Source organism: Alkalicoccobacillus murimartini (assembly GCF_030813245.1).
Classification (GTDB): domain Bacteria; phylum Bacillota; class Bacilli; order Bacillales; family Bacillaceae_D; genus Alkalicoccobacillus; species Alkalicoccobacillus murimartini.
Genome location: NZ_JAUSUA010000001.1, coordinates 1203986 through 1222941, shown reverse-complemented (window position 1 = coordinate 1222941; position 18956 = coordinate 1203986). Strand labels below are relative to the sequence as shown.

Sequence of the window (18956 nt, the reverse complement as noted above, 5' to 3'; positions counted from 1 at the left end):
TATACTGCAATGTAACTGCTAGGAGGAAAAAGACATGAAACAGATGGATGCAAACGAAATTATTAAGTTTATCTCTGAAAGCAAGAAGAAAACACCAGTAAAAGTACATATTAAGGGTGACCTTGACGGAATCTCTTTTGGTAAGGATACACAAGCTTTTATTAATGGACAAACAGGTGTACTTTTTGGTGAGTGGGATGAGATTGAAGCGGCTATTACTGAAAATAGTGCCAAAATCGAAGACTATGTTGTAGAGAACGATCGTCGTCACTCTGCTATTCCACTTCTTGATCTTAAAGGCATCGAAGCACGTATTGAGCCAGGTGCGATTATTCGTGATCAGGTTGAAATCGGTAAAGGCGCAGTCATCATGATGGGCGCAAGCATTAATATCGGTGCTGTTGTTGGCGAAGGTACAATGATTGATATGAACGCTGTCCTTGGTGGACGTGCAACAGTAGGGAAGAACTGCCATATTGGTGCAGGATCTGTTCTTGCTGGAGTAATTGAGCCGCCATCTGCTAAACCAGTTATCGTTGAAGATGATGTAGTGATTGGTGCAAACGTTGTTGTACTTGAGGGTGTAACAGTTGCTAAAGGTGCAGTTGTTGCAGCTGGAGCGATCGTAACAGAAGACGTTCCTTCTAACACGGTAGTGGCAGGAACTCCTGCACGTGTCATTAAGGAAATTGATGAAAAAACAAAAGGCAAAACAGAAATTAAGCTAGAACTTCGTCGTCTAAACGACTAATACGAATGTTTGATAGGGAGAAGCCTTGTCGCCAGTACAGGTGACAAGGCTTTTTTTCATTTACTGAGAGAGTAGGAGTGAGTACTATGGCGGATTGGACCCATCGAAATAGAGAAGTAATCATGAACACATATGGAAGGCTGCCGCTAGTAATTGATCGGGGTGAAGGGGCGACTCTTATTGATGAAAACGGTAAGCGCTATGTGGATTTTATAACTGGTTTAGCTGTAAACATAGTTGGACACTCGCACCCAAAAATTGTGCAAACCTTATGTGAGCAGGGTGAGAAGTTTCTTCATATTTCAAACCTATACGTTAATAAACCTGCCGTAGAACTAGCTGAACGGTTAGTAGCAGCTACGTTTCCTGGCAAGGTATTCTATACAAATTCTGGGGCCGAGGCAACAGAAGCCGTCATAAAGCTTGTTCATAAATGGACCAAAGAACAGAAGACGGGACAAGATGGGATCGTCGTGCTTGAGAAAAGCTTTCATGGCCGCACATTAGGTGCATTGAAATTGACACGTCAGCCTGGCGTTTATCAAGACTTCCCAGTTAGTAATTTTCCTGTGTATGATGTAGCACCGCATGATCTTGCTGCGTTAGAACAAGTCTTAAAAGAAAAGAAGCCTGCTGCTCTCTTAATGGAACCGGTCCTCGGTTCAGGTGGTGTGGTGCCTCTTGATTCAGATTACGTAGAACAAGCGGCTAAGCTTTGTCAGCAGTATGGCGTATTGTTCTGTATGGATGAGATTCAAACTGGTATCGGACGAACAGGAAAGCTATTTGCCTATCAGCACACCTCCGTAAATCCAGATGTGGTTTTATTCGCAAAAGGAATTGGCGGAGGGCTACCTTTAGGTGGAATCATTGTAAAAGCAGAGCACGCTGAATTATTTAAGCCTGGTGATCACGGCACAACGTTTGCTCCATCCCCATTAAGTGCGGCACTTGGAAACACCGTGCTAGAATTGCTCATTGATGATGGGGTGTTAGATGCTGGCGCAAATGCAGCAGAAAAACTTCAAAACGGATTGCAAGAGCTTCAAAAAGAGTATGCTGGATGTATAGAGTCCATCCGTGGGCTTGGTATGATGATTGGCATCGTCATGAATCTAGAACCAGTGAAAGTAAAAGAGATTCAACAAACGTTGTTAGAACGTGGCATGCTTGTTGATGTAACTCAACAGACGATTATTCGATTACTTCCACCTTTAATTGTGTCTGATGAACAAATTGAGTTCTTTCTCGCATTATTTACAGAAGTGTTATCAGAGGTGAGCGAATGACAGCAGAAGAGCTACTCGATCTTAGACGACAATTTCACCGGATACCAGAAATCGGTTTTAAGGAGATGAAGACACAGCAGCTTATCTTAGACGTCTTAGAGCCACTGGTTCAAGAGAACTGGGACATCAAGCTGTGGCGTACAGGTGTACTCGTCTTTATAAAAGGATCTGATCCAAGTCAAACCTTAGCATATCGCACAGATATTGATGGATTACCGATAGAAGAGCGTTCAGGTATTGAAGATTTTGTATCTGAGCACAAGGGGATGATGCATGCGTGCGGACATGATTTTCATATGACGATTGCCTTAGGCGTGTTGTCTCACTTGTCTAAACATCGTCCCACCGATCATGTGTTGTTTGTGTTCCAACCCGCAGAGGAGGGACCTGGCGGTGCAAAACCAATGCTTGAAGAAGGTGTGTTAAAAGAGTGGTGGCCAGATCAAATCGTTGCTCTACATATCGCTCCTGAGCTTCCAGTTGGAACCGTCTCTACAAGAGAAGGGCTATTATTTGCTAACACCTCTGAACTTTTTATTGACCTGAAAGGAAAAGGTGGGCATGCAGCTTATCCTCATACAGCTAGAGATATGGTTGTGGCAGCCAGTCATTTTGTCACGCAACTTCAAACCATTGTTGCACGTAATGTGAATCCACTTGATTCAGGTGTTGTTACAATTGGTGTAATTAAAGGCGGGACAAAGCAGAACATTATTGCTGAATCAGCTAGAGTCGAAGGGACGATTCGTAGCCTTTCAATCGAGTCGATGACCGAGATCAAACGACGTATTGAAGCAATGGCTAAAGGTATTGAAGCCTCTTTTGAGTGCGAATTGACGATTGATTATGGCAGTAACTATTGCCAAGTAAACAATCACTCAGAGCTGACTCAGGAGTATATGGCATTTGCAGAGAGAGATCCGGATGTGACGTTTGTTGAGGCACCTGCTGCAATGACTGGAGAAGACTTTGGATACTTTCTTGAGCAAATACCTGGTTTTATGTTCTGGCTTGGCGTAGATAGTCCCTACGGTCTACATGACGCACGCTTGAATCCAGATGAGGCAGCAATTGAGAAAGCAGTTACACATCTCATTTCTTATTTCACATGGAAAATGAAAAAATAGATTATTAGATGAAACGGTCATTGAGTTGTCCGTTTCATTTTTTTTTTGAGCAGGCGGAGAAGGGTCTTGGTAAATTCGATATCCGCTTGTTAAGTCTATCGTTGGTCTTGGTGATTGGTTTTGGTTCTTGGTGACGAATGAATGCGTCTTGGTTAATTACACACCGATCTTGATGACGACGTTTGCTTCTTACTAAAAACTGTACTGTCTTTGTCTACGTAACATCCCTCTTAGTGTTACTAGTCTCTTTGTTTCTCATTTTAATCCATTGGTGAGAGAGTAGGGCACACACCAATATCAAGACAAAAAAACTAGCCAGAATCAACTGATTCTTGGCTAGTTTTTACTATCGTTTATTCATCTTTTTCGTTTGCGGTATCATCTTCTTGCGATTGTTTGTATTCATCCATCGCTTGTTTAATAACTTGACGAATTTTGCGTTCAACTGTCCATTGGTGCATGTTTTCTGTTTTGGCAATTACACGAATGGTCACAAGAGAAGATGATAGATCCTCCACACCAACTACATCTGGTCCTTCTTTAATTAATTCTTTTACGTCACCAAGATCAGCGCAGGCGTCTTGAATGACTTTGATTGTCTCATCCATATTATCTTCAAATGGAATACTGACATCTACTAAGGCTCTCATGTTTCCACGTGAGTGATTATGGACATCTGTAATATTTCTATTTGGGATGAAATAAAGCGTTCCATCAAAGCCTCGAATTTGAGTTGTTCTAAGACCAACCTCTTCAACAATACCGTCGAGACCTGCTACGGTGACATAATCACCAACATCAACTTGTTTTTCAAGTAATAAGAAAAAGCCAGTTACAACGTCACTTACAAGTCCTTGTGCTCCAAACCCGACAGCAAGTCCAATAACACCAGCACCAGCTATGAGAGCACTTGGAGAAAAGCCAAACATTTCAGCAATAAACGTCACTAAAATAAAGATCAATACATAAGAAAGAACGTTAACCGCAAGCTTTTCCAACGTATGACTACGTCCCGCAGAGATATTTCGTTGTTTTTTCATTTTAACAAAGGATTGAGATATCACTTTACGACCAATGGCTCTTGCCACATAAAAAGCTAAGAATGCGAGGACAAGTTTACCGATTAAGAGTAGACCATCCGTAGCAATAGCACCCCAATTTAATTCGTTCAACCAATTCATAAACATTTTCAACATCAGCTCCTACAACATATACATTAATCATTAACGCTTTAAATCGTAGCATAGGCACATGAGAATCTCAAATGATGACTAATGAGAAAATGAAAGCATATTGTTTTCTTAATGAACGGAAAAGAAGTATAATTATAAACACAGAATGAGTTTATCCATTGATATAGTGGGTACACTACACTGTAGAGCTTATTAAAAAGGGTTGCACTAATTTAAATTCATTATTATTTAATATTGACTAAAAATAGTGTGTCTTTTATAATAACAAAGGTAGAAAGTTTTGATTCAGTTGAAGGAGGAATTATGAATGTCTGATAAACGTATGGTAGGTAAACAGGCACCACGATTTGATATGGAGGCTGTTTTCCCGAACAAAGAATTTGGACGAGTTAGTCTTGAAGAGAACATGAAAAACGATAAGTGGACTGTTCTTTTCTTCTATCCAATGGATTTCACATTTGTGTGTCCTACGGAAATCACATCAATGAGTGACCGTAACGATGAATTTGAAGATCTAGATGCTGTTATTGTTGGAGTATCTACTGACACAGTTCACACACACAAAGCATGGATCAACACATCACGTGATGAAAATGGTCTTGGTGACTTAAACTACTCACTTGCTGCTGATACTAACCACTCCATCTCTCGTGAGTATGGTGTATTAATTGAAGATGAAGGTATTGCACTTCGTGGACTATTCATCATTAGCCCAGAAGGCGAGCTTAAATATTCCGTTGTAAACCACAACGACATTGGTCGCGATGTAGATGAAACACTTCGTGTACTACAAGCACTTCAAACTGGTGGCCTTTGCCCAGCAAACTGGAAGCCAGGTCAAGCAACTCTATAAGCTAATAAGAGTTGATGAAAAGGTCTAGCAGTTCTATTGTTAGGCCTTTTCTTTTTATCAAATTAAAGGGAGATGACGCTACATGGCTTTAAAACTACGTTCACAAATGCCTGAACTAAATGGCGCAACAGAATGGTTAAATGGTCAGCTAACAAAAGAAGACCTTGTTGGGACAAAACCAACATTGATTCATTTTTGGTCTGTTAGCTGTGGACTATGTAAGGAAGCAATGCCAAATGTAAATGAATTCCGTGATAACTATAAAGATCAGCTTAATGTTATTGCCGTTCATATGCCTCGTTCTGAAAAGGACTTAGATATTGAAGAGATTAAAAAAGTTGCTGCTGAGCATAGCATTGACCAACCAATCTTTGTTGATAACGAACATAAATTAACAGACGCGTTTGAAAATGAATACGTACCTGCTTATTATGTATTCGATGAAGAAGGTCAACTTCGCCATTTCCAAGCAGGTGGCGGCGGCATGAAAATGCTAACAAAACGTGTGAACCGAGTATTAGGTATTAAAGAATAGAGTTAAGAGAAGAAGAACCGTGCGTTTCGTTCGGTTCTTCTTTGTGTGAAAAACGGCACTTCAATCTCTACCTGCCACAGAAATTCGTTCACCAACAAATAAACCAGCGGACGAAAATGGAGGGCCGACACCTGCGGGATAAAAAGGCGTATTGAAATGAACGGGCTTGCCCGGTTCGTTCAATGCCTTCCCGCGGTAAGCGTGCCCCCATTTTCGGGAGCGATAACTAGAACCCAAATTCGGGTAACCTCTGAACCCTCCTTGTGATTCTGGAGCGGCAACCGCCTCTTCCGCTTTATTATATAAAAGGGCCGAACAACGATGTGTCATCATTGTTCGGCCCTTTTTTTATTAGAAGAGTTTTGTCTTAGTCTCTTCGTTATGATGTTGAATGCTTATATTTCCATGATAATCGGAAGAATCATTGGTTTACGTTTTGTTCGCTCATATAGGAATGGCCCAAGTGTATCGGCCAATTCATTTTTGATTTCAGACCATTGAGTCGTTTTGCGATCCATTACATTGTTTAAGTGTTTAGCAAGTAGCTTCTGAGCTTCGTAGATCAGATCACTCGATTCACGCATGTACACAAACCCACGAGAAATGATATCAGGTCCAGCTGTCACCTTAAATTCTTTCATGTTTAAGCTGACTACAATGATAACCAATCCTTCTTCAGAAAGGATTCTTCTGTCGCGAAGAACTATATTACCAATGTCACCAATCCCGTTTCCATCTACATACACAGAGCCTGAAGGGACCTTACCAGTCACACCGGCTTCATCGGGGTGAAGGGCAAGTACATCGCCGTTATCCATGATAAAGCAGTTCTCTGGAGCTACACCACAGTCTTGAGCAAGCTTGATGTGCATTTTCATCATTCTGTACTCCCCGTGAATAGGAAGGAAGTACTTAGGTTTCATCAGTCGAAGCATTAGTTTCTGTTCTTCTTGACCACCGTGTCCAGACGTATGGATGTCACTTAATGGTCCGTGAATAACGTTTGCTCCTGCACGATATAACTGGTTAATTGTTTTGCTTACACTTAATGTATTCCCTGGAATAGGTGAAGAAGAGAATACAACCGTATCACCAGGAATAATTTGAATTTGACGATGTGTGCCAAATGCAATGCGTGATAGGGCGGCCATTGGCTCACCTTGGCTACCTGTGCAAAGAATAACTACCTGACTATCAGGAAGCTTATTTAGCTGTGAATAATCAATGAATGTATTTTTGGGTGCAGAGATATATCCAAGGTCTTGTCCGATATTTATAGCTGACTCCATGCTGCGTCCAAATACAGCAACTTTTCGACCATGAATAACAGCCGATTCTATCACTTGTTGCAAGCGATGAATATTTGATGCGAACGTAGCAAAGATAATACGGCCATCAACTTTACGGAAAACCCCATCAATGCTTTCTCCGACTTTACGTTCAGACATTGTGAACTCAGGGATCTCACTATTTGTACTATCTGAAAGTAGGCAAAGTACACCTTCTTCACCGATTTTTGCCATTTTGGTTAAATTGGCAGGTTCGCCAACAGGAGTAAAATCAAACTTAAAGTCACCTGTATGTACAATATTACCTGGAGGCGTCTTTACAACGATTCCATATGCATCAGGAATACTATGGGTTGTACGGAAAAATGAAACAGAGGTTTTAGTGAATTTAATAACCTCATCTTCATGAATTTCATGAAGTTTAGCTGAACGAAGCAGACCATGCTCTTCTAGCTTACCTTTTAATAATCCTAAAGCCAGTTTGCCTCCATAGATCGGAACATTAATCGCTTTTAAAAGGTATGGGACACCACCAATATGATCCTCGTGTCCGTGAGTAATAAATAGCCCTTTTATTTTATCTTCGTTTTTAACGAGATACGTATAGTCAGGAATGACATAATCGATGCCGAGAAGTTCGTCCTCTGGAAACATAATTCCAGCATCGATTAAAATAATTTCATCCTGAAACTGAACTGCGTAGGTATTTTTACCAATTTCGCCTAAGCCGCCTAATGCAAATACGGCTGTTTGGTTATTTTTTGTTTGTTTCATTAATTACACAGTCTCCGTTTTGAAATCTTCTTGATTCTGCTCATATTCAAGATGAGCTCCAGAGAGTACTGTTACAAATTCAATATTATATTGACGTGAAGCGAGCTTTTTGCGAACGTCTGCTTCTGATTCCCCTTCAACATAAACAGACTTGGTCCATTCACGCACAGGCACTTCATTTGCTGTTTCTTGAAAAAATACTTTAAATATACTCATTTCTTACCTCTCCTTAGACATTGTTTAACACTCATTATAAAGCAATGCCCCATTTATTTCATTGATTCTTTTTAAGAAAGCTTAAATTCATGCAGAAAACCAGCTCTACAGATTGTTAGTTTAATCATAAAAAGCTTGCTTTAAACCTCTATGAGACGATTTTTAGGTAATAGATTTCGACAGCTTTTTATTAGCTTTTTTTTAAGTTTACGTAGCATTATTGGACTCCTTTCCACCAAATAAACATTTAGTTAGTGTATAAAATCATGTAACTGTAGTATGTGTATCTCTTAGTAGAATGTCTCAGGTAAAATATAGATAAACAAGCACAAAAAAAGAGGCGATAACCGCCTCTAATTCGTTACAGCTCTTTTTTGTATGGGTCTTCAAATCCTTCAATGCGATCATAAAACATAATTCCATTTAAATGGTCGAGTTCGTGTTGAAAAGCAATTGCTGCGATGCCGCGTAAGCGAAGCTGAATCTCTTCACCGTCAATTGTAGTGGCTTTTATCGTAACACGTGAATATCTTGGAACCGCTCCTTCAATTGCACGGTCTACAGATAAGCAGCCTTCTCCATCCTCAAGGTGTGTTTCTTCAACTGAGTGACTAATAATTCTAGGATTAATTAAACCTAAACTATATTCGTTTTCTTTTTCGTCTGTTAGATGAAGGGCAAACATACGCTTAGATACTCCGATTTGTGGGGCAGCGATCCCGATACCTGGACGTAACTCATACTTTTCCGCAATCTCGGGGTCTTGGCTATTTATTAAGTAATCAAGCATGTCATTTAATGTTGCAATATCTTCTGTAGATGGAGGTAAAGTAACAGGTTCAGCTACTTTTCTTAGAACCGGATCTCCCTCGCGTACAATATCTTCTGATGTTAACATTGGTTTCACTCCTTTAATCTCTAGCTATACTTTAAAAAGAAGTAAGAGAAATAGCAAGTGAATTCGAATAATCATCTATGTAATAGGGGCCAAACGCCCCTAATTGTTACTTCCGGTTTATTTGTATCCTCCGCCAAGTCCACAAGCACCTACGATAATTAATAGGATGAAAAGGACTACGATTAAAGCAAAACCGTTGTTTCCACCTTTTTCATATCCGCCACCATGACCGCCGTATCCATATCCACAAGGATCGTAACATTCATTGCAGTGTCCACCGTATCCGTAACCCATGTTAAAAAACCTCCTTTAGTATATCGCCTACTAGACGATTCACTCTTACCATATGCACAACAAAAAATTATGGCTGGACGTATGCCCATAATGAATTAATTCTTTCTTCCCTTTTGCATTGACGTTCTTTCTTGTAATGTGTCAAAATTTAGAGGGTGCAACAAATAGGAGGAGTTATAAGATGAAAAAAATGATAGGCATGCTTTCCGCTGTTTCGCTCGGTGTGGTGCTGACAGCGTGTAGTTCAAATCCAGAGGAAACCATTCATACTCATTTTGAAACAGCAGTAGAAGAAGAGGCTGTATTTGCAGAGCAACAAGCCCCTTTACAAGAAGCGGAACAACAGGAGCAAACATGGTACGATGAAATCATTGAGCTTGGTATGGATGATTTTGATTCTATTGTTACATTAACAAATCAAGCATTAGAGTCTGTCGAAACAAGACGCGAAATGATTGAAGATGAGAAGGCGGGAATTGAAGCAGGCTATGAAGAAGCTTCAAAAGCAGAATCTGAATTTGAGAATATTGAGAACGAAGACACAAGAAACCTGGCAAGTGATGTACAAGAAGCGATGGATAACCGTTACGAGAGCTACAATACCTTATACAGTCTGTATGAAGAGTCTTTAGACCTTGATCAGCAATTGTATGAGTTGTTAGGCCAAGAAGATCTTGATGTAAGTCAGTTAGAAGAGCAAATCGAATTAGTTAATGAAAAATACAATGAAATTACAGAAGCAACTGAGACGTTTAATAGCCATACGGATACATACAACGAAGCGAAAAAGTCATTTTATGAATCTGCTGATCTGGATGTTGAATTCAGCTAATTGTAGTCATGAAACGAACAAAACTGTACCAGTATAATAGCCTGTGCTGTATAACACAGTTCGTTTATTTTACGAAATGGTGAATTTATTCAAACGGTATCATTCTAATCAAACAAAAGAATTGACTGGATAAGTGCCTGTAAGGTAGACTAGATCAAGTAGATGAGTGTATCAGTATTTCAATTTATTTACTAATACAGTTATACTCTGAGCTTTAGTTGTTCTCAATCGCTGTTTGTCTCTATATATCGCCTGTGCAATAAGCTATGCCAAAAACGTTTAGATAAGCATTTTTGAGGTTATGGAAACGAATAGATTGGGTATCCTAACTATGTGAACTTTGTAGTTTCTTGCACAATGAAAGATATGGACTGACGCGAACGTTGAAAATGAAAGGATGAGGTGGACAAATTGAGTACAAAAACCATTGAGCAAGTAGAAGAGCAATTTGAAACCTTCCAAATTTTAAATGAGGAAGGCGAAGTCGTAAACGAATCAGCAATGCCTGATCTAAGCGACGAACAATTACAGGAGTTAATGCGTCGTATGGTTTATACGCGTATTTGGGATCAACGTGCGATTGCACTTAACCGTCAAGGACGCCTTGGTTTCTATGCACCAATGGCTGGACAAGAAGCTTCTATGCTTGGATCACACTTTGCATTAGATAAAGAGGACTGGATTCTTCCAGGTTACCGTGATATTCCTCAGCTTGTGTTCCATGGTCTACCACTTTATCAAGCATTTCTATGGTCTCGTGGACATGTCGCTGGTAGTGAATTCCCGGATGGCCTAAATGTTGCAGTTCCGCAAATCATCATCGGAGCACAAATTGTGCAAACGGCTGGTGTGGCACTTGGACTAAAACGTAAAAAGAAAGAAAATATTTGTATTACGTACACTGGTGACGGTGGGGCTTCTCAAGGGGACTTCTATGAAGGAATGAACTTTGCAGGTGCGTATAATGCACCAGCAGTGTTTGTTGTTCAAAATAACCGTTTCGCTATCTCAGTACCTGTTGAAAAACAATCAGCTGCAAAAACAATTGCACAAAAAGCTGTTGCTGCTGGTATTGAAGGCGTTCAAGTTGACGGAATGGATGTTCTTGCTGTTTATGCAGCAACTACTGAAGCTCGTAAGCGTGCGCTTGCAGGTGAAGGTCCAACTCTAATTGAAACACTTACGTATCGTTATGGTGCTCATACAATGGCTGGTGACGATCCAACTCGCTACCGTACATCTGAAGAAGATGATGAGTGGGCGAAAAAAGATCCACTTATTCGTTTCCGTAAATTCCTTGAAGGCAAAAAGCTTTGGAGTGAAGAGCAAGAAAACGAAGTAACTGAAAAAGCAAAAGAAGAAATTAAAGAAGCAATCAAAAAAGCGGACCAAGAGCCTAAGATGAAGGTAACTGGAATGCTTAACAATATGTTTGACGAAGCTCCTGTTAATATTCGCGAGCAATTGGAAGAATTTACGGCAAAGGAGTCGAATTAAGTCATGGGTAATTGGACAATGGCTCAAGCCATTACGGATGGTCTTCGTAATGAGCTTAAAGCAAACGAAGATGTACTTGTTTTTGGTGAAGATGTAGGTAATAACGGTGGAGTATTCCGTGTAACTGAAAACCTTCAAAAGGAATTCGGCGAAGATCGTGTATTTGATACACCACTTGCTGAGTCTGGTATTGGTGGGTTGGCAATTGGACTTGCTTTAACTGATCACCGCCCTGTTATGGAAATTCAATTCTTCGGATTTGTATTCGAAGTATTTGATTCTGTTGCTGGACAAATGTCTCGCTGGCGTTACCGTTCAGGTGGCAAGCAAACTATGCCGATTACAATTCGTTCACCATTTGGTGGCGGTGTAAAAACACCTGAGATGCATGCTGATTCACTAGAAGGTCTTATGGCTCAGACTCCTGGTCTTAAAGTTGTTATTCCTTCAAACCCTTATGATGCAAAAGGATTAATCATTTCTTCTATTCGTGATAATGATCCTGTTGTTTTCCTTGAGCACATGAAATTGTATCGCTCTTTCCGTCAAGAAGTTCCTGAGGAAGAGTACACAATTGAGCTTGGAAAAGCAGACATCAAACGCGAAGGTAAAGATATTACAATTGTTGCTTATGGCGCAATGGTACAAGCTTCACTTAAAGCGGCTGAAGAGCTTGCTGAAGATGGAATCGAAGCAGAAGTGATTGATTTGATGACAGTTAGCCCGTTTGATGTTGAAACAGTAATTGCTTCTGTTGAAAAAACAAACCGTGCAATTGTTGTTCAAGAAGCACAAAAGCAAGCAGGTATTGCTGCTAATGTGGTTGCTGAAATCACTGAACGTGCGATTCTTTCACTTGAAGCACCAGTACTACGTATTACAGCACCTGACACAGTTTATGCTTTTGCTACAGCTGAAGATCTATGGTTGCCTAACCATAAAGATATCGTTGAAAAAGCAAAAGAAGTTGTGAACTTTTAATTAAATAGTAAGGCTCTTAGCAAAAAAGGAAACGAAACTCGGTGATAAGGTATTTGTCTGTGTTGTGCATGTCGAATATCTGTCACTTGGTGTCGTTCTTTCCTTTTACACGAAAAGAAATCAAGGTATAATGAAGGAGGCGCTTGAGCTTGGCATATGAATATAAACTTCCTGAAGTGGGAGAAGGTATCCACGAAGGTGAAATCGTTAAATGGTTTGTTAAAGCAGGAGACGAAGTAAAAGAGGATGATATCCTTTTAGAAGTACAAAACGACAAATCTGTTGTTGAACTTCCTTCTCCAATTGACGGTAAAATCATTGAAGTTAAGGTTGAAGAAGGAACGGTTAGTGTTGTAGGAGATGTAATCCTAACAATTGATGATGGTTCTGGTGATGCAACACCTTCTAAAGAAGAGCCTAAAGAGGAAGCTTCTAAAGAAGAAACATCTTCTAAAGAAGAGAAATCTGCAGATACTTCAAAAGAAGCTAAATTAGAAGATAGTAACGATGACAGTCGTGTAATCGCTATGCCTTCTGTACGTAAATTTGCTCGTGAGAAAGACGTTAAAATCCAAGCTGTAAGTGGTTCTGGTAAAAACGGACGAGTTCTTAAAGAAGATATTGAAGCGTATCTGTCTGGTGATCAACCATCAGCATCTACAGAAGCATCTGAAGAGAAAGAAGAAAAAGCAACTTCTTCTGCATCTACATCTGCTCCAGCAGCATCTTCTGAAGAGCTTGAAGAGCGTGTTCCACTTAAAGGAATTCGTAAGGCTATTGCTAAAGCAATGGTTAACTCTAAGCACACAGCTCCACACGTAACACACTTGGATGAGATTGAAGTAACAAATCTTGTTTCTCATCGTAAGCAGTACAAAGAGCAAGCGGCTGAACAAGGCACAAAGCTTACGTACCTTCCTTACGTTGTAAAAGCTCTAACATCAGCTATCAAGAAGTATCCAGCACTTAATGCTTCTATTGATGACGATGCACAAGAGATTGTTTACAAGAAGTACTTTAATATCGGTATCGCTGCTGATACAGAGCAAGGTCTTGTTGTACCAGTTGTGAAAAATGCTGATCGTAAGTCTATCTATGAGCTTGCTGATAACATCAATGATCTAGCTGTTAAAGCACGTGATGGTAAACTTTCTGGCGCTGAAATGAAAGGCGGATCAATCACGATCTCTAACCTTGGTTCAGCTCGTGGACAGTGGTTCACACCAGTAATCAACCATCCGGAAGTAGCTATTCTTGGTATTGGTCGTATTGAAGACAAAGCAGTTGTGAAAAACGGGGAAATTGTTGTGGCAACAATGCTTGCACTTTCATTCAGTTATGATCACCGTCTAATTGATGGAGTAACAGCACAAAACGCAGTCAATCACGTAAAACGCTTGTTAAACGATCCACAATTACTTTTAATGGAGGGTTAAACAAATGGTTGTAGGAGATTTCGCAAACGAAGTAGATACACTAGTCATTGGTTCAGGTCCAGGAGGCTATGTAGCAGCAATTCGTGCTGCTCAGCTTGGACAGAAAGTAACAGTTGTAGAAAAAGGGACAATCGGTGGAGTTTGCCTAAACGTAGGTTGTATTCCTTCAAAAGCTCTTATCTCAGCTGGACACAAGTTTCACACGGCTCAACATTCTGACGATATCGGAATTGTAGCAGAGAACGTTACTGTTAACTTCGAAAAAGTCCAAGAATGGAAATCATCAGTTGTTGATAAACTAACTGGTGGAGTTAAAGGCCTTTTCAAAGGGAACAAAATTGATTATGTTCAAGGAGAAGCTTACTTCTCTTCTGAAGATACAGTTAAAGTTGCTGATGAAAACAGCGCGACAACATATAAATTCAAGAACTGCATCATCGCTACAGGTTCAAGCCCGATTGAACTTCCATCTTTCAAATTCACTGATCGTGTAATCAGTTCTACTGGTGCTCTTGCTCTTAAAGAAGTTCCTAAGAAAATGGTTGTTATCGGTGGTGGATACATCGGTGTTGAATTAGCTGGTGCTTATTCAAATCTTGGTGCAGAAGTAGTTATTGTTGAAGGGGCGAAGCAAATTCTTCCTGGATTCGAGAAGCAAATGGCCAAGCTAGTTGAAAAACGCTTGAAGAAAAACAACGTAACAATTCACACAGATGCGAAAGCACTTGGAGTGGAAGAGTCTGCTGATGGCGTAAAAGTTAAAGCTGAAATCAAAGGTGAAGAGCAAGTAATTGATGCTGATTACCTATTGGTTACAGTTGGACGTAAAGCCAACACAGAAGAGCTTGGACTTGAAGCAATTGGTATCGAGATGACAGACCGAGGTCTAATCAAAATCGATAAGCAAACTCGTACAAGCGTTAAGAACATTTTTGCAATTGGTGATATCGTTGAAGGTCCAGCTCTTGCACACAAAGCTTCTTATGAAGGTAAAGTGGCTGCAGAAGTTATCTCTGGTGAAAAGTCTGAGATTGACTACCTTGGTATCCCTGCTGTATGTTTCTCTGATCCAGAGCTTGCAACAGTTGGTTACACTGAAGCAGAAGCAAAAGAAGCTGGTTACGATGTAAAAGCATCTAAGTTCCCTTATGCTGCCAATGGACGTGCTCTATCTCTTAACGACACTGAAGGCTTCATGAAGCTTATCACTCGTAAAGAAGACGGACTACTAATTGGTGCACAGGTTGCTGGTGTGAACGCATCTGACGTGATCGCTGAGCTAGGACTTGCAATTGAAACTGGTATGACTGCAGAAGACATTGCACTTACTATTCATGCGCATCCAACACTTGGTGAAATCACAATGGAAGCAGCGGAAGTTGCACTAGGTTCTCCAATTCATATCATGTAATACTAAGAAAACCTCCCGATTTATCGGGAGGTTTTTTTATTTGCTTTTACCTTTAGTTACGTTAGATCTATCAAAAAAACTTCCCTAAGGAAGTTTTTAAAAAATAGCTAGTCCCATTTTCAAACTCATGTTAAACAGATTTGAAAAGTGTTTCAGGATATCTTCTTTATTATTTGTTCCTTCAATTCTAAGTGAAATCTCTTCCCCATCAAGACACAAGATGGTAGGGAATTGATTAATATCATAATACTGAACCTTCTCCTCATCAGAAGCATCAACAATCACTAATTCGGGCATCTCATCGGGAAAGTCACTAGTAAGCTCTAGGAGTGCATCATAATAGTTGGCTTCTTGTTCATGCTCAGGATTGTCAGCATCTGAAAACAGAACAGCAATCGGTGCTTCATCATCATCATTTGTAAGAGGACTGGAGGGCGAAGTGGACGCAGCAATACAGCTTGTCAATAGTAACAGTGCACAGGCACTCATTATGATTAGCCACTTATTCAACTTCTCTCACTTCCCTTCACGATCCATACGCTCAGAATCATACTCTCAGTTTAACATGTTTTGTCCCTTCAATAGTCCAGGTAACATAATTGTAATGAAATAGAAATAGACAGTAAAAGAAAAGCCGAGAATCATGTGATTTCTCGGCTTTTCTTTATTTATTCTTTATCTTTTTTCTTAAGGCTGTCAATTTTAGCTTTTCTAAACTTCTCTTTATCTTCTTTCAAACTGTTTTGTTCGCTTTTAAGTCTTGCACGTTCTTGACGAAGTCGTTCCTTATCTTGTGCAAGGAGAGGCTTTTCATCACCAAGCGATTTCATCAAGGCTACAACCATCATAATCATAATGAAGGTAAATGGGAAGGCTCCTATGATTGCTGTTGTCTGAAGAGCGGTTAGTCCTTGCTCTGAAGTGAGTAGAACAGCTGCAGTACCAGAGATGATCAGTCCCCATACTAACTTAACAACGTTTGGTGGATTCAACATTCCGCCTGTTGTTTGCATACCTAAAACAACTGTAGCGGAGTCCGCTGATGTAACAAAGAACGAACCGATTAATACTAGAGCGACAATTGATACAAACATAGTTAATGGGAATTGCTCTAATAATGCAAAAAGAGCTACCTCTTCACCAGAAGAAGCAATTAAATCTCCAATCCCACTACCTATTCTCTCAAGTTGAATTCCAGCGCCCCCAAAGACACTAAACCATAATGCTCCAAATAGAGCGGGTACCGCTATGACACCAATGATAAACTCTCGAATCGTGCGTCCTCTTGAAACACGAGCAATAAATGAACCAACAAAAGGTGACCAAGAAATCCACCAAGCCCAATAAAATAATGTCCAATCTTGAATCCATGTGTTTTCAGAATTATAAATATCTAAAGAAAAACTCATGTTAATAAAGTTCTGAAGATAATTACCGACTCCTTGAGTGAAAACACCCATCATATAGGCTGTTGATCCAGTAAGTAGAACGAAAAGCATAAGTGCTATAGCAAGATAAACATTCATATTACTTAAATATCGAATTCCTTTATCAATACCAGTTAGAGCGGAAATACTGAATAAAATGGTAACAATAACAATGACTATCAGGTTAAGAACCGTTGGATGTATGTTTAATATTGACGGGAATAAAAACCCTAAGCCACCAGAAATTTGAGCTGCTCCAAAACCTAGTGAAGTAGCAACACCAAAAATTGTTGCAATGACGACAAATACATTAATCGTTGTACCGAAACCGCCATCTACACGGTTCCCCAACAACGGTCTTAAAGTAGAACTAAACATAGCAGGTTCATCTTTTCTAAATTGAAAATAAGCAAGACATAATGCAACGACAGAATAGATTGCCCATGGGTGTATTCCCCAATGGAAAATGGAATACTGTATAGCCTCTGCTGCAGCCTGATTCGTGCCTGGATCTGCTCGGAATGGAGTGTTAAGGTGACTAATTGGTTCAGCCGCTCCCCAAAATACTAGGCCAATTCCCATACCAGCTGTAAATAAGAAAGCAAACCACGTTAAAAAACTATATTGAGGTTTCTCATCAGGTTTACCTAGCTTTATTTTTCCATATGGGCTGAAAATTAGATATATGGAGAACGCTACAAAAAATGTAGCAGCTAGCAAGTAAAACCAACCTAGCTGACCTGTTAAAAATCCTTGTACAGTTGAAGTGACTGTCTCAAGATTATTTGGAAGTAAAACTCCCCATGAAATAAAAGCAATCGCAATAATAATGGAAATCATAAAAACCGATGTCGTTTTTTTCAAATTCTTATCTCCCCTTTGAAAGTTGTGCAACGTTCACTACGCTATCATAATTAGCTACGAATCACAAATGAAAATAAATGCATGAACCAGAGTAATTCAAGTTATATGTACCTCTAATTCGACAATGTTAAACATTTCTCTTTAATAATAAAAATGTTCTTGATTCGTATTATTTACTTTACAAAGGAAAATCAATCATAAATACATAAAAAAGATCAAAACAGAAAAGAAGATGCTTGTCGGATAATTGAAGTTTTTGTTAAGCTTAATCACAAATTGTAGTATAGGGAGAGAAGTATATGAAGAAAGCAATATTGTATAGTTCACTAAGTGTCGTTCTTTTATCGGCTTGCACGAATGGTGCACAAGAAGCAGGAGGGCCAGAAGAGGAAACGGAAGTACCTGATCAACAGGAAGAACAACCTGAAGACGAAACGGAGATAGAAACGGAAGAAGAGGAGGAATCTTCTGAGCCAGCAGATGATGCAGACGAAGAGGAAGTAGAAGTAGAGGTTGAACCAGAATATGAGATTAACGATGTCGTTTGGACAGTTGATCCAATTGATGATGCGAATCCTCAAGTAGTGCTCGCAACATTTGATGATGCACCAGATCAACATGCAGTCGAAATGGCCGAAACGTTAAAAGAGAATGATGTGCCGGCGATCTTTTTTGTGAATGGGCACTTTTTAGATACAGATGAAGAAAAAGAAATGCTGAAAGAAATACATAACATGGGCTTTCCCATTGGTAACCATACAATGACCCATCAAGATTTGAAATCCATTTCTGAAGAAGAACAATACGAAGAGATTATTGAAGTAAGTGATATAGTAGAAGATATTATTGGAGAACGACCACGATTCTTCCGAGCACCATTTGGTTCTAATACGGATTATTCTAGAGAGCTCGTAGAAGAAGAGGGGATGATCTTAATGAACTGGACCTATGGATACGATTGGGAACCTGAGTATCAAGATGCGGAAGCACTTGCGGATATTATGGTAAATACAGAGTTCCTTCAAAATGGAGCGAATCTACTTATGCATGACCGTGAATGGACAAACGAAGCCCTTCAGGACATTATCGATGGATTACGAGATCAGGACTACGAGTTTGTTGACCCTGAATTAATTAAATAAAAGTGGATGCGAACAATTAGGTGTGCTTTACGTTCTTAAATATTTAAATATGTGCTTACCACTTCTCTCTATAAAAGGGCCGAACAATGATTGTCATAAGACGTCATTGTTCGGCCCTTTTGATTAAGAGATCTCTGTCCTAGCCTT

General features: G+C 39.8%; 19 protein-coding genes. 11 read left to right on the top strand and 8 right to left on the bottom strand.

Translation table 11 applies throughout. The features are described from left to right. The first annotated feature begins 34 nt into the window (after nucleotides 1-34). The 3 genes from dapD (at nucleotide 35) to J2S05_RS06460 (ending at nucleotide 3167) form a co-directional block, all read left to right on the top strand. Nucleotides 35-751: a 2,3,4,5-tetrahydropyridine-2,6-dicarboxylate N-acetyltransferase gene (gene dapD, locus J2S05_RS06470; RefSeq protein ID WP_306980983.1), complete on the top strand. Its 717-nt coding sequence runs from the start codon at nucleotides 35-37 to the stop codon at nucleotides 749-751. Nucleotides 752-837: 86 nt separating this feature from the next. Next, on the top strand, nucleotides 838-2040 hold the full coding sequence (locus tag J2S05_RS06465; protein ID WP_306980981.1) for an aspartate aminotransferase family protein: 1203 nt from the start codon (nucleotides 838-840) through the stop codon (nucleotides 2038-2040). Continuing rightward, nucleotides 2037-3167, top strand: coding sequence for an N-acetyldiaminopimelate deacetylase (locus tag J2S05_RS06460; RefSeq protein WP_306980979.1), 1131 nt, complete (start codon nucleotides 2037-2039; stop codon nucleotides 3165-3167). The genes J2S05_RS06465 and J2S05_RS06460 overlap by 4 nt, the downstream gene beginning before the upstream one ends. A 353-nt stretch (nucleotides 3168-3520) precedes the next feature. Here J2S05_RS06460 and J2S05_RS06455 read toward each other — a convergent pair whose 3' ends face one another. Further along, nucleotides 3521-4348: a mechanosensitive ion channel family protein gene (locus tag J2S05_RS06455; RefSeq protein ID WP_306981121.1), complete on the bottom strand. Its 828-nt coding sequence runs from the start codon at nucleotides 4346-4348 to the stop codon at nucleotides 3521-3523. Nucleotides 4349-4667: 319 nt separating this feature from the next. On the opposite strand from J2S05_RS06455, the gene J2S05_RS06450 reads away from it, so the two are divergent. Together J2S05_RS06450 and J2S05_RS06445 are read left to right on the top strand one after the other, a co-directional pair. After that, nucleotides 4668-5213 (top strand): peroxiredoxin, encoded by a 546-nt coding sequence (locus tag J2S05_RS06450; RefSeq protein ID WP_306980978.1) that lies wholly within the window; start codon nucleotides 4668-4670, stop codon nucleotides 5211-5213. 82 nt (nucleotides 5214-5295) lie between these two features. Next, nucleotides 5296-5748, top strand: a complete 453-nt coding sequence (locus tag J2S05_RS06445; protein ID WP_306980976.1) for a redoxin domain-containing protein — start codon at nucleotides 5296-5298, stop codon at nucleotides 5746-5748. A gap of 60 nt (nucleotides 5749-5808) precedes the next feature. Here J2S05_RS06445 and J2S05_RS06440 read toward each other — a convergent pair whose 3' ends face one another. From J2S05_RS06440 to J2S05_RS06420, 5 genes are all read right to left on the bottom strand, one after another. Next, complete coding sequence (locus J2S05_RS06440) at nucleotides 5809-6081, bottom strand: hypothetical protein (protein ID WP_306980974.1); 273 nt, start codon at nucleotides 6079-6081, stop codon at nucleotides 5809-5811. Nucleotides 6082-6143: 62 nt separating this feature from the next. Beyond that, nucleotides 6144-7811 carry a ribonuclease J1 gene (gene rnjA / locus J2S05_RS06435; protein ID WP_306980972.1) on the bottom strand — a complete coding sequence of 556 codons (1668 nt, stop codon included), beginning with the start codon at nucleotides 7809-7811 and terminating at the stop codon, nucleotides 6144-6146. A 3-nt stretch (nucleotides 7812-7814) separates the two neighbouring features. Further along, nucleotides 7815-8027, bottom strand: coding sequence for a DNA-dependent RNA polymerase subunit epsilon (locus tag J2S05_RS06430; RefSeq protein ID WP_306980970.1), 213 nt, complete (start codon nucleotides 8025-8027; stop codon nucleotides 7815-7817). A gap of 361 nt (nucleotides 8028-8388) precedes the next feature. Continuing rightward, nucleotides 8389-8925 (bottom strand): peptide deformylase, encoded by a 537-nt coding sequence (def, locus tag J2S05_RS06425; protein ID WP_306980968.1) that lies wholly within the window; start codon nucleotides 8923-8925, stop codon nucleotides 8389-8391. Between the two features lie 117 nt (nucleotides 8926-9042). Next, entirely contained in the window at nucleotides 9043-9219 is a 177-nt protein-coding gene (locus tag J2S05_RS06420; RefSeq protein ID WP_306980966.1) for a YjcZ family sporulation protein, read from the bottom strand. A 181-nt stretch (nucleotides 9220-9400) separates the two neighbouring features. Between J2S05_RS06420 and J2S05_RS06415 the strand changes: the two genes are divergently transcribed. From J2S05_RS06415 to lpdA, 5 genes are all read left to right on the top strand, one after another. Then, entirely contained in the window at nucleotides 9401-10051 is a 651-nt protein-coding gene (locus J2S05_RS06415) for a YkyA family protein (protein WP_306980965.1), read from the top strand. Nucleotides 10052-10462: 411 nt separating this feature from the next. Continuing rightward, a complete protein-coding gene (pdhA, locus tag J2S05_RS06410; protein WP_306980963.1) occupies nucleotides 10463-11548 on the top strand; it encodes a pyruvate dehydrogenase (acetyl-transferring) E1 component subunit alpha in 1086 nt (361 codons plus the stop codon). Nucleotides 11549-11551: 3 nt separating this feature from the next. Then, the gene (locus tag J2S05_RS06405) at nucleotides 11552-12529 is read left to right on the top strand and encodes an alpha-ketoacid dehydrogenase subunit beta (protein WP_306980962.1); all 978 of its coding nucleotides are present in this window, start codon (nucleotides 11552-11554) and stop codon (nucleotides 12527-12529) included. 149 nt (nucleotides 12530-12678) lie between these two features. Continuing rightward, on the top strand, nucleotides 12679-13965 hold the full coding sequence (locus J2S05_RS06400) for a dihydrolipoamide acetyltransferase family protein (RefSeq protein ID WP_306980960.1): 1287 nt from the start codon (nucleotides 12679-12681) through the stop codon (nucleotides 13963-13965). A gap of 4 nt (nucleotides 13966-13969) precedes the next feature. Next, nucleotides 13970-15376: a dihydrolipoyl dehydrogenase gene (gene lpdA, locus J2S05_RS06395; RefSeq protein WP_306980958.1), complete on the top strand. Its 1407-nt coding sequence runs from the start codon at nucleotides 13970-13972 to the stop codon at nucleotides 15374-15376. A gap of 96 nt (nucleotides 15377-15472) precedes the next feature. Here lpdA and J2S05_RS06390 read toward each other — a convergent pair whose 3' ends face one another. Beyond that, nucleotides 15473-15886, bottom strand: coding sequence for a thioredoxin domain-containing protein (locus J2S05_RS06390; RefSeq protein WP_306980956.1), 414 nt, complete (start codon nucleotides 15884-15886; stop codon nucleotides 15473-15475). Nucleotides 15887-16044: 158 nt separating this feature from the next. Then, nucleotides 16045-17667, bottom strand: a complete 1623-nt coding sequence (locus J2S05_RS06385; protein ID WP_306980954.1) for a BCCT family transporter — start codon at nucleotides 17665-17667, stop codon at nucleotides 16045-16047. 299 nt (nucleotides 17668-17966) lie between these two features. Here J2S05_RS06385 and J2S05_RS06380 point away from each other — a divergent pair, with 299 nt between their 5' ends. Then, entirely contained in the window at nucleotides 17967-18809 is an 843-nt protein-coding gene (locus tag J2S05_RS06380) for a polysaccharide deacetylase family protein (RefSeq protein WP_306980952.1), read from the top strand. The last annotated feature ends 147 nt before the right edge of the window (nucleotides 18810-18956 follow it).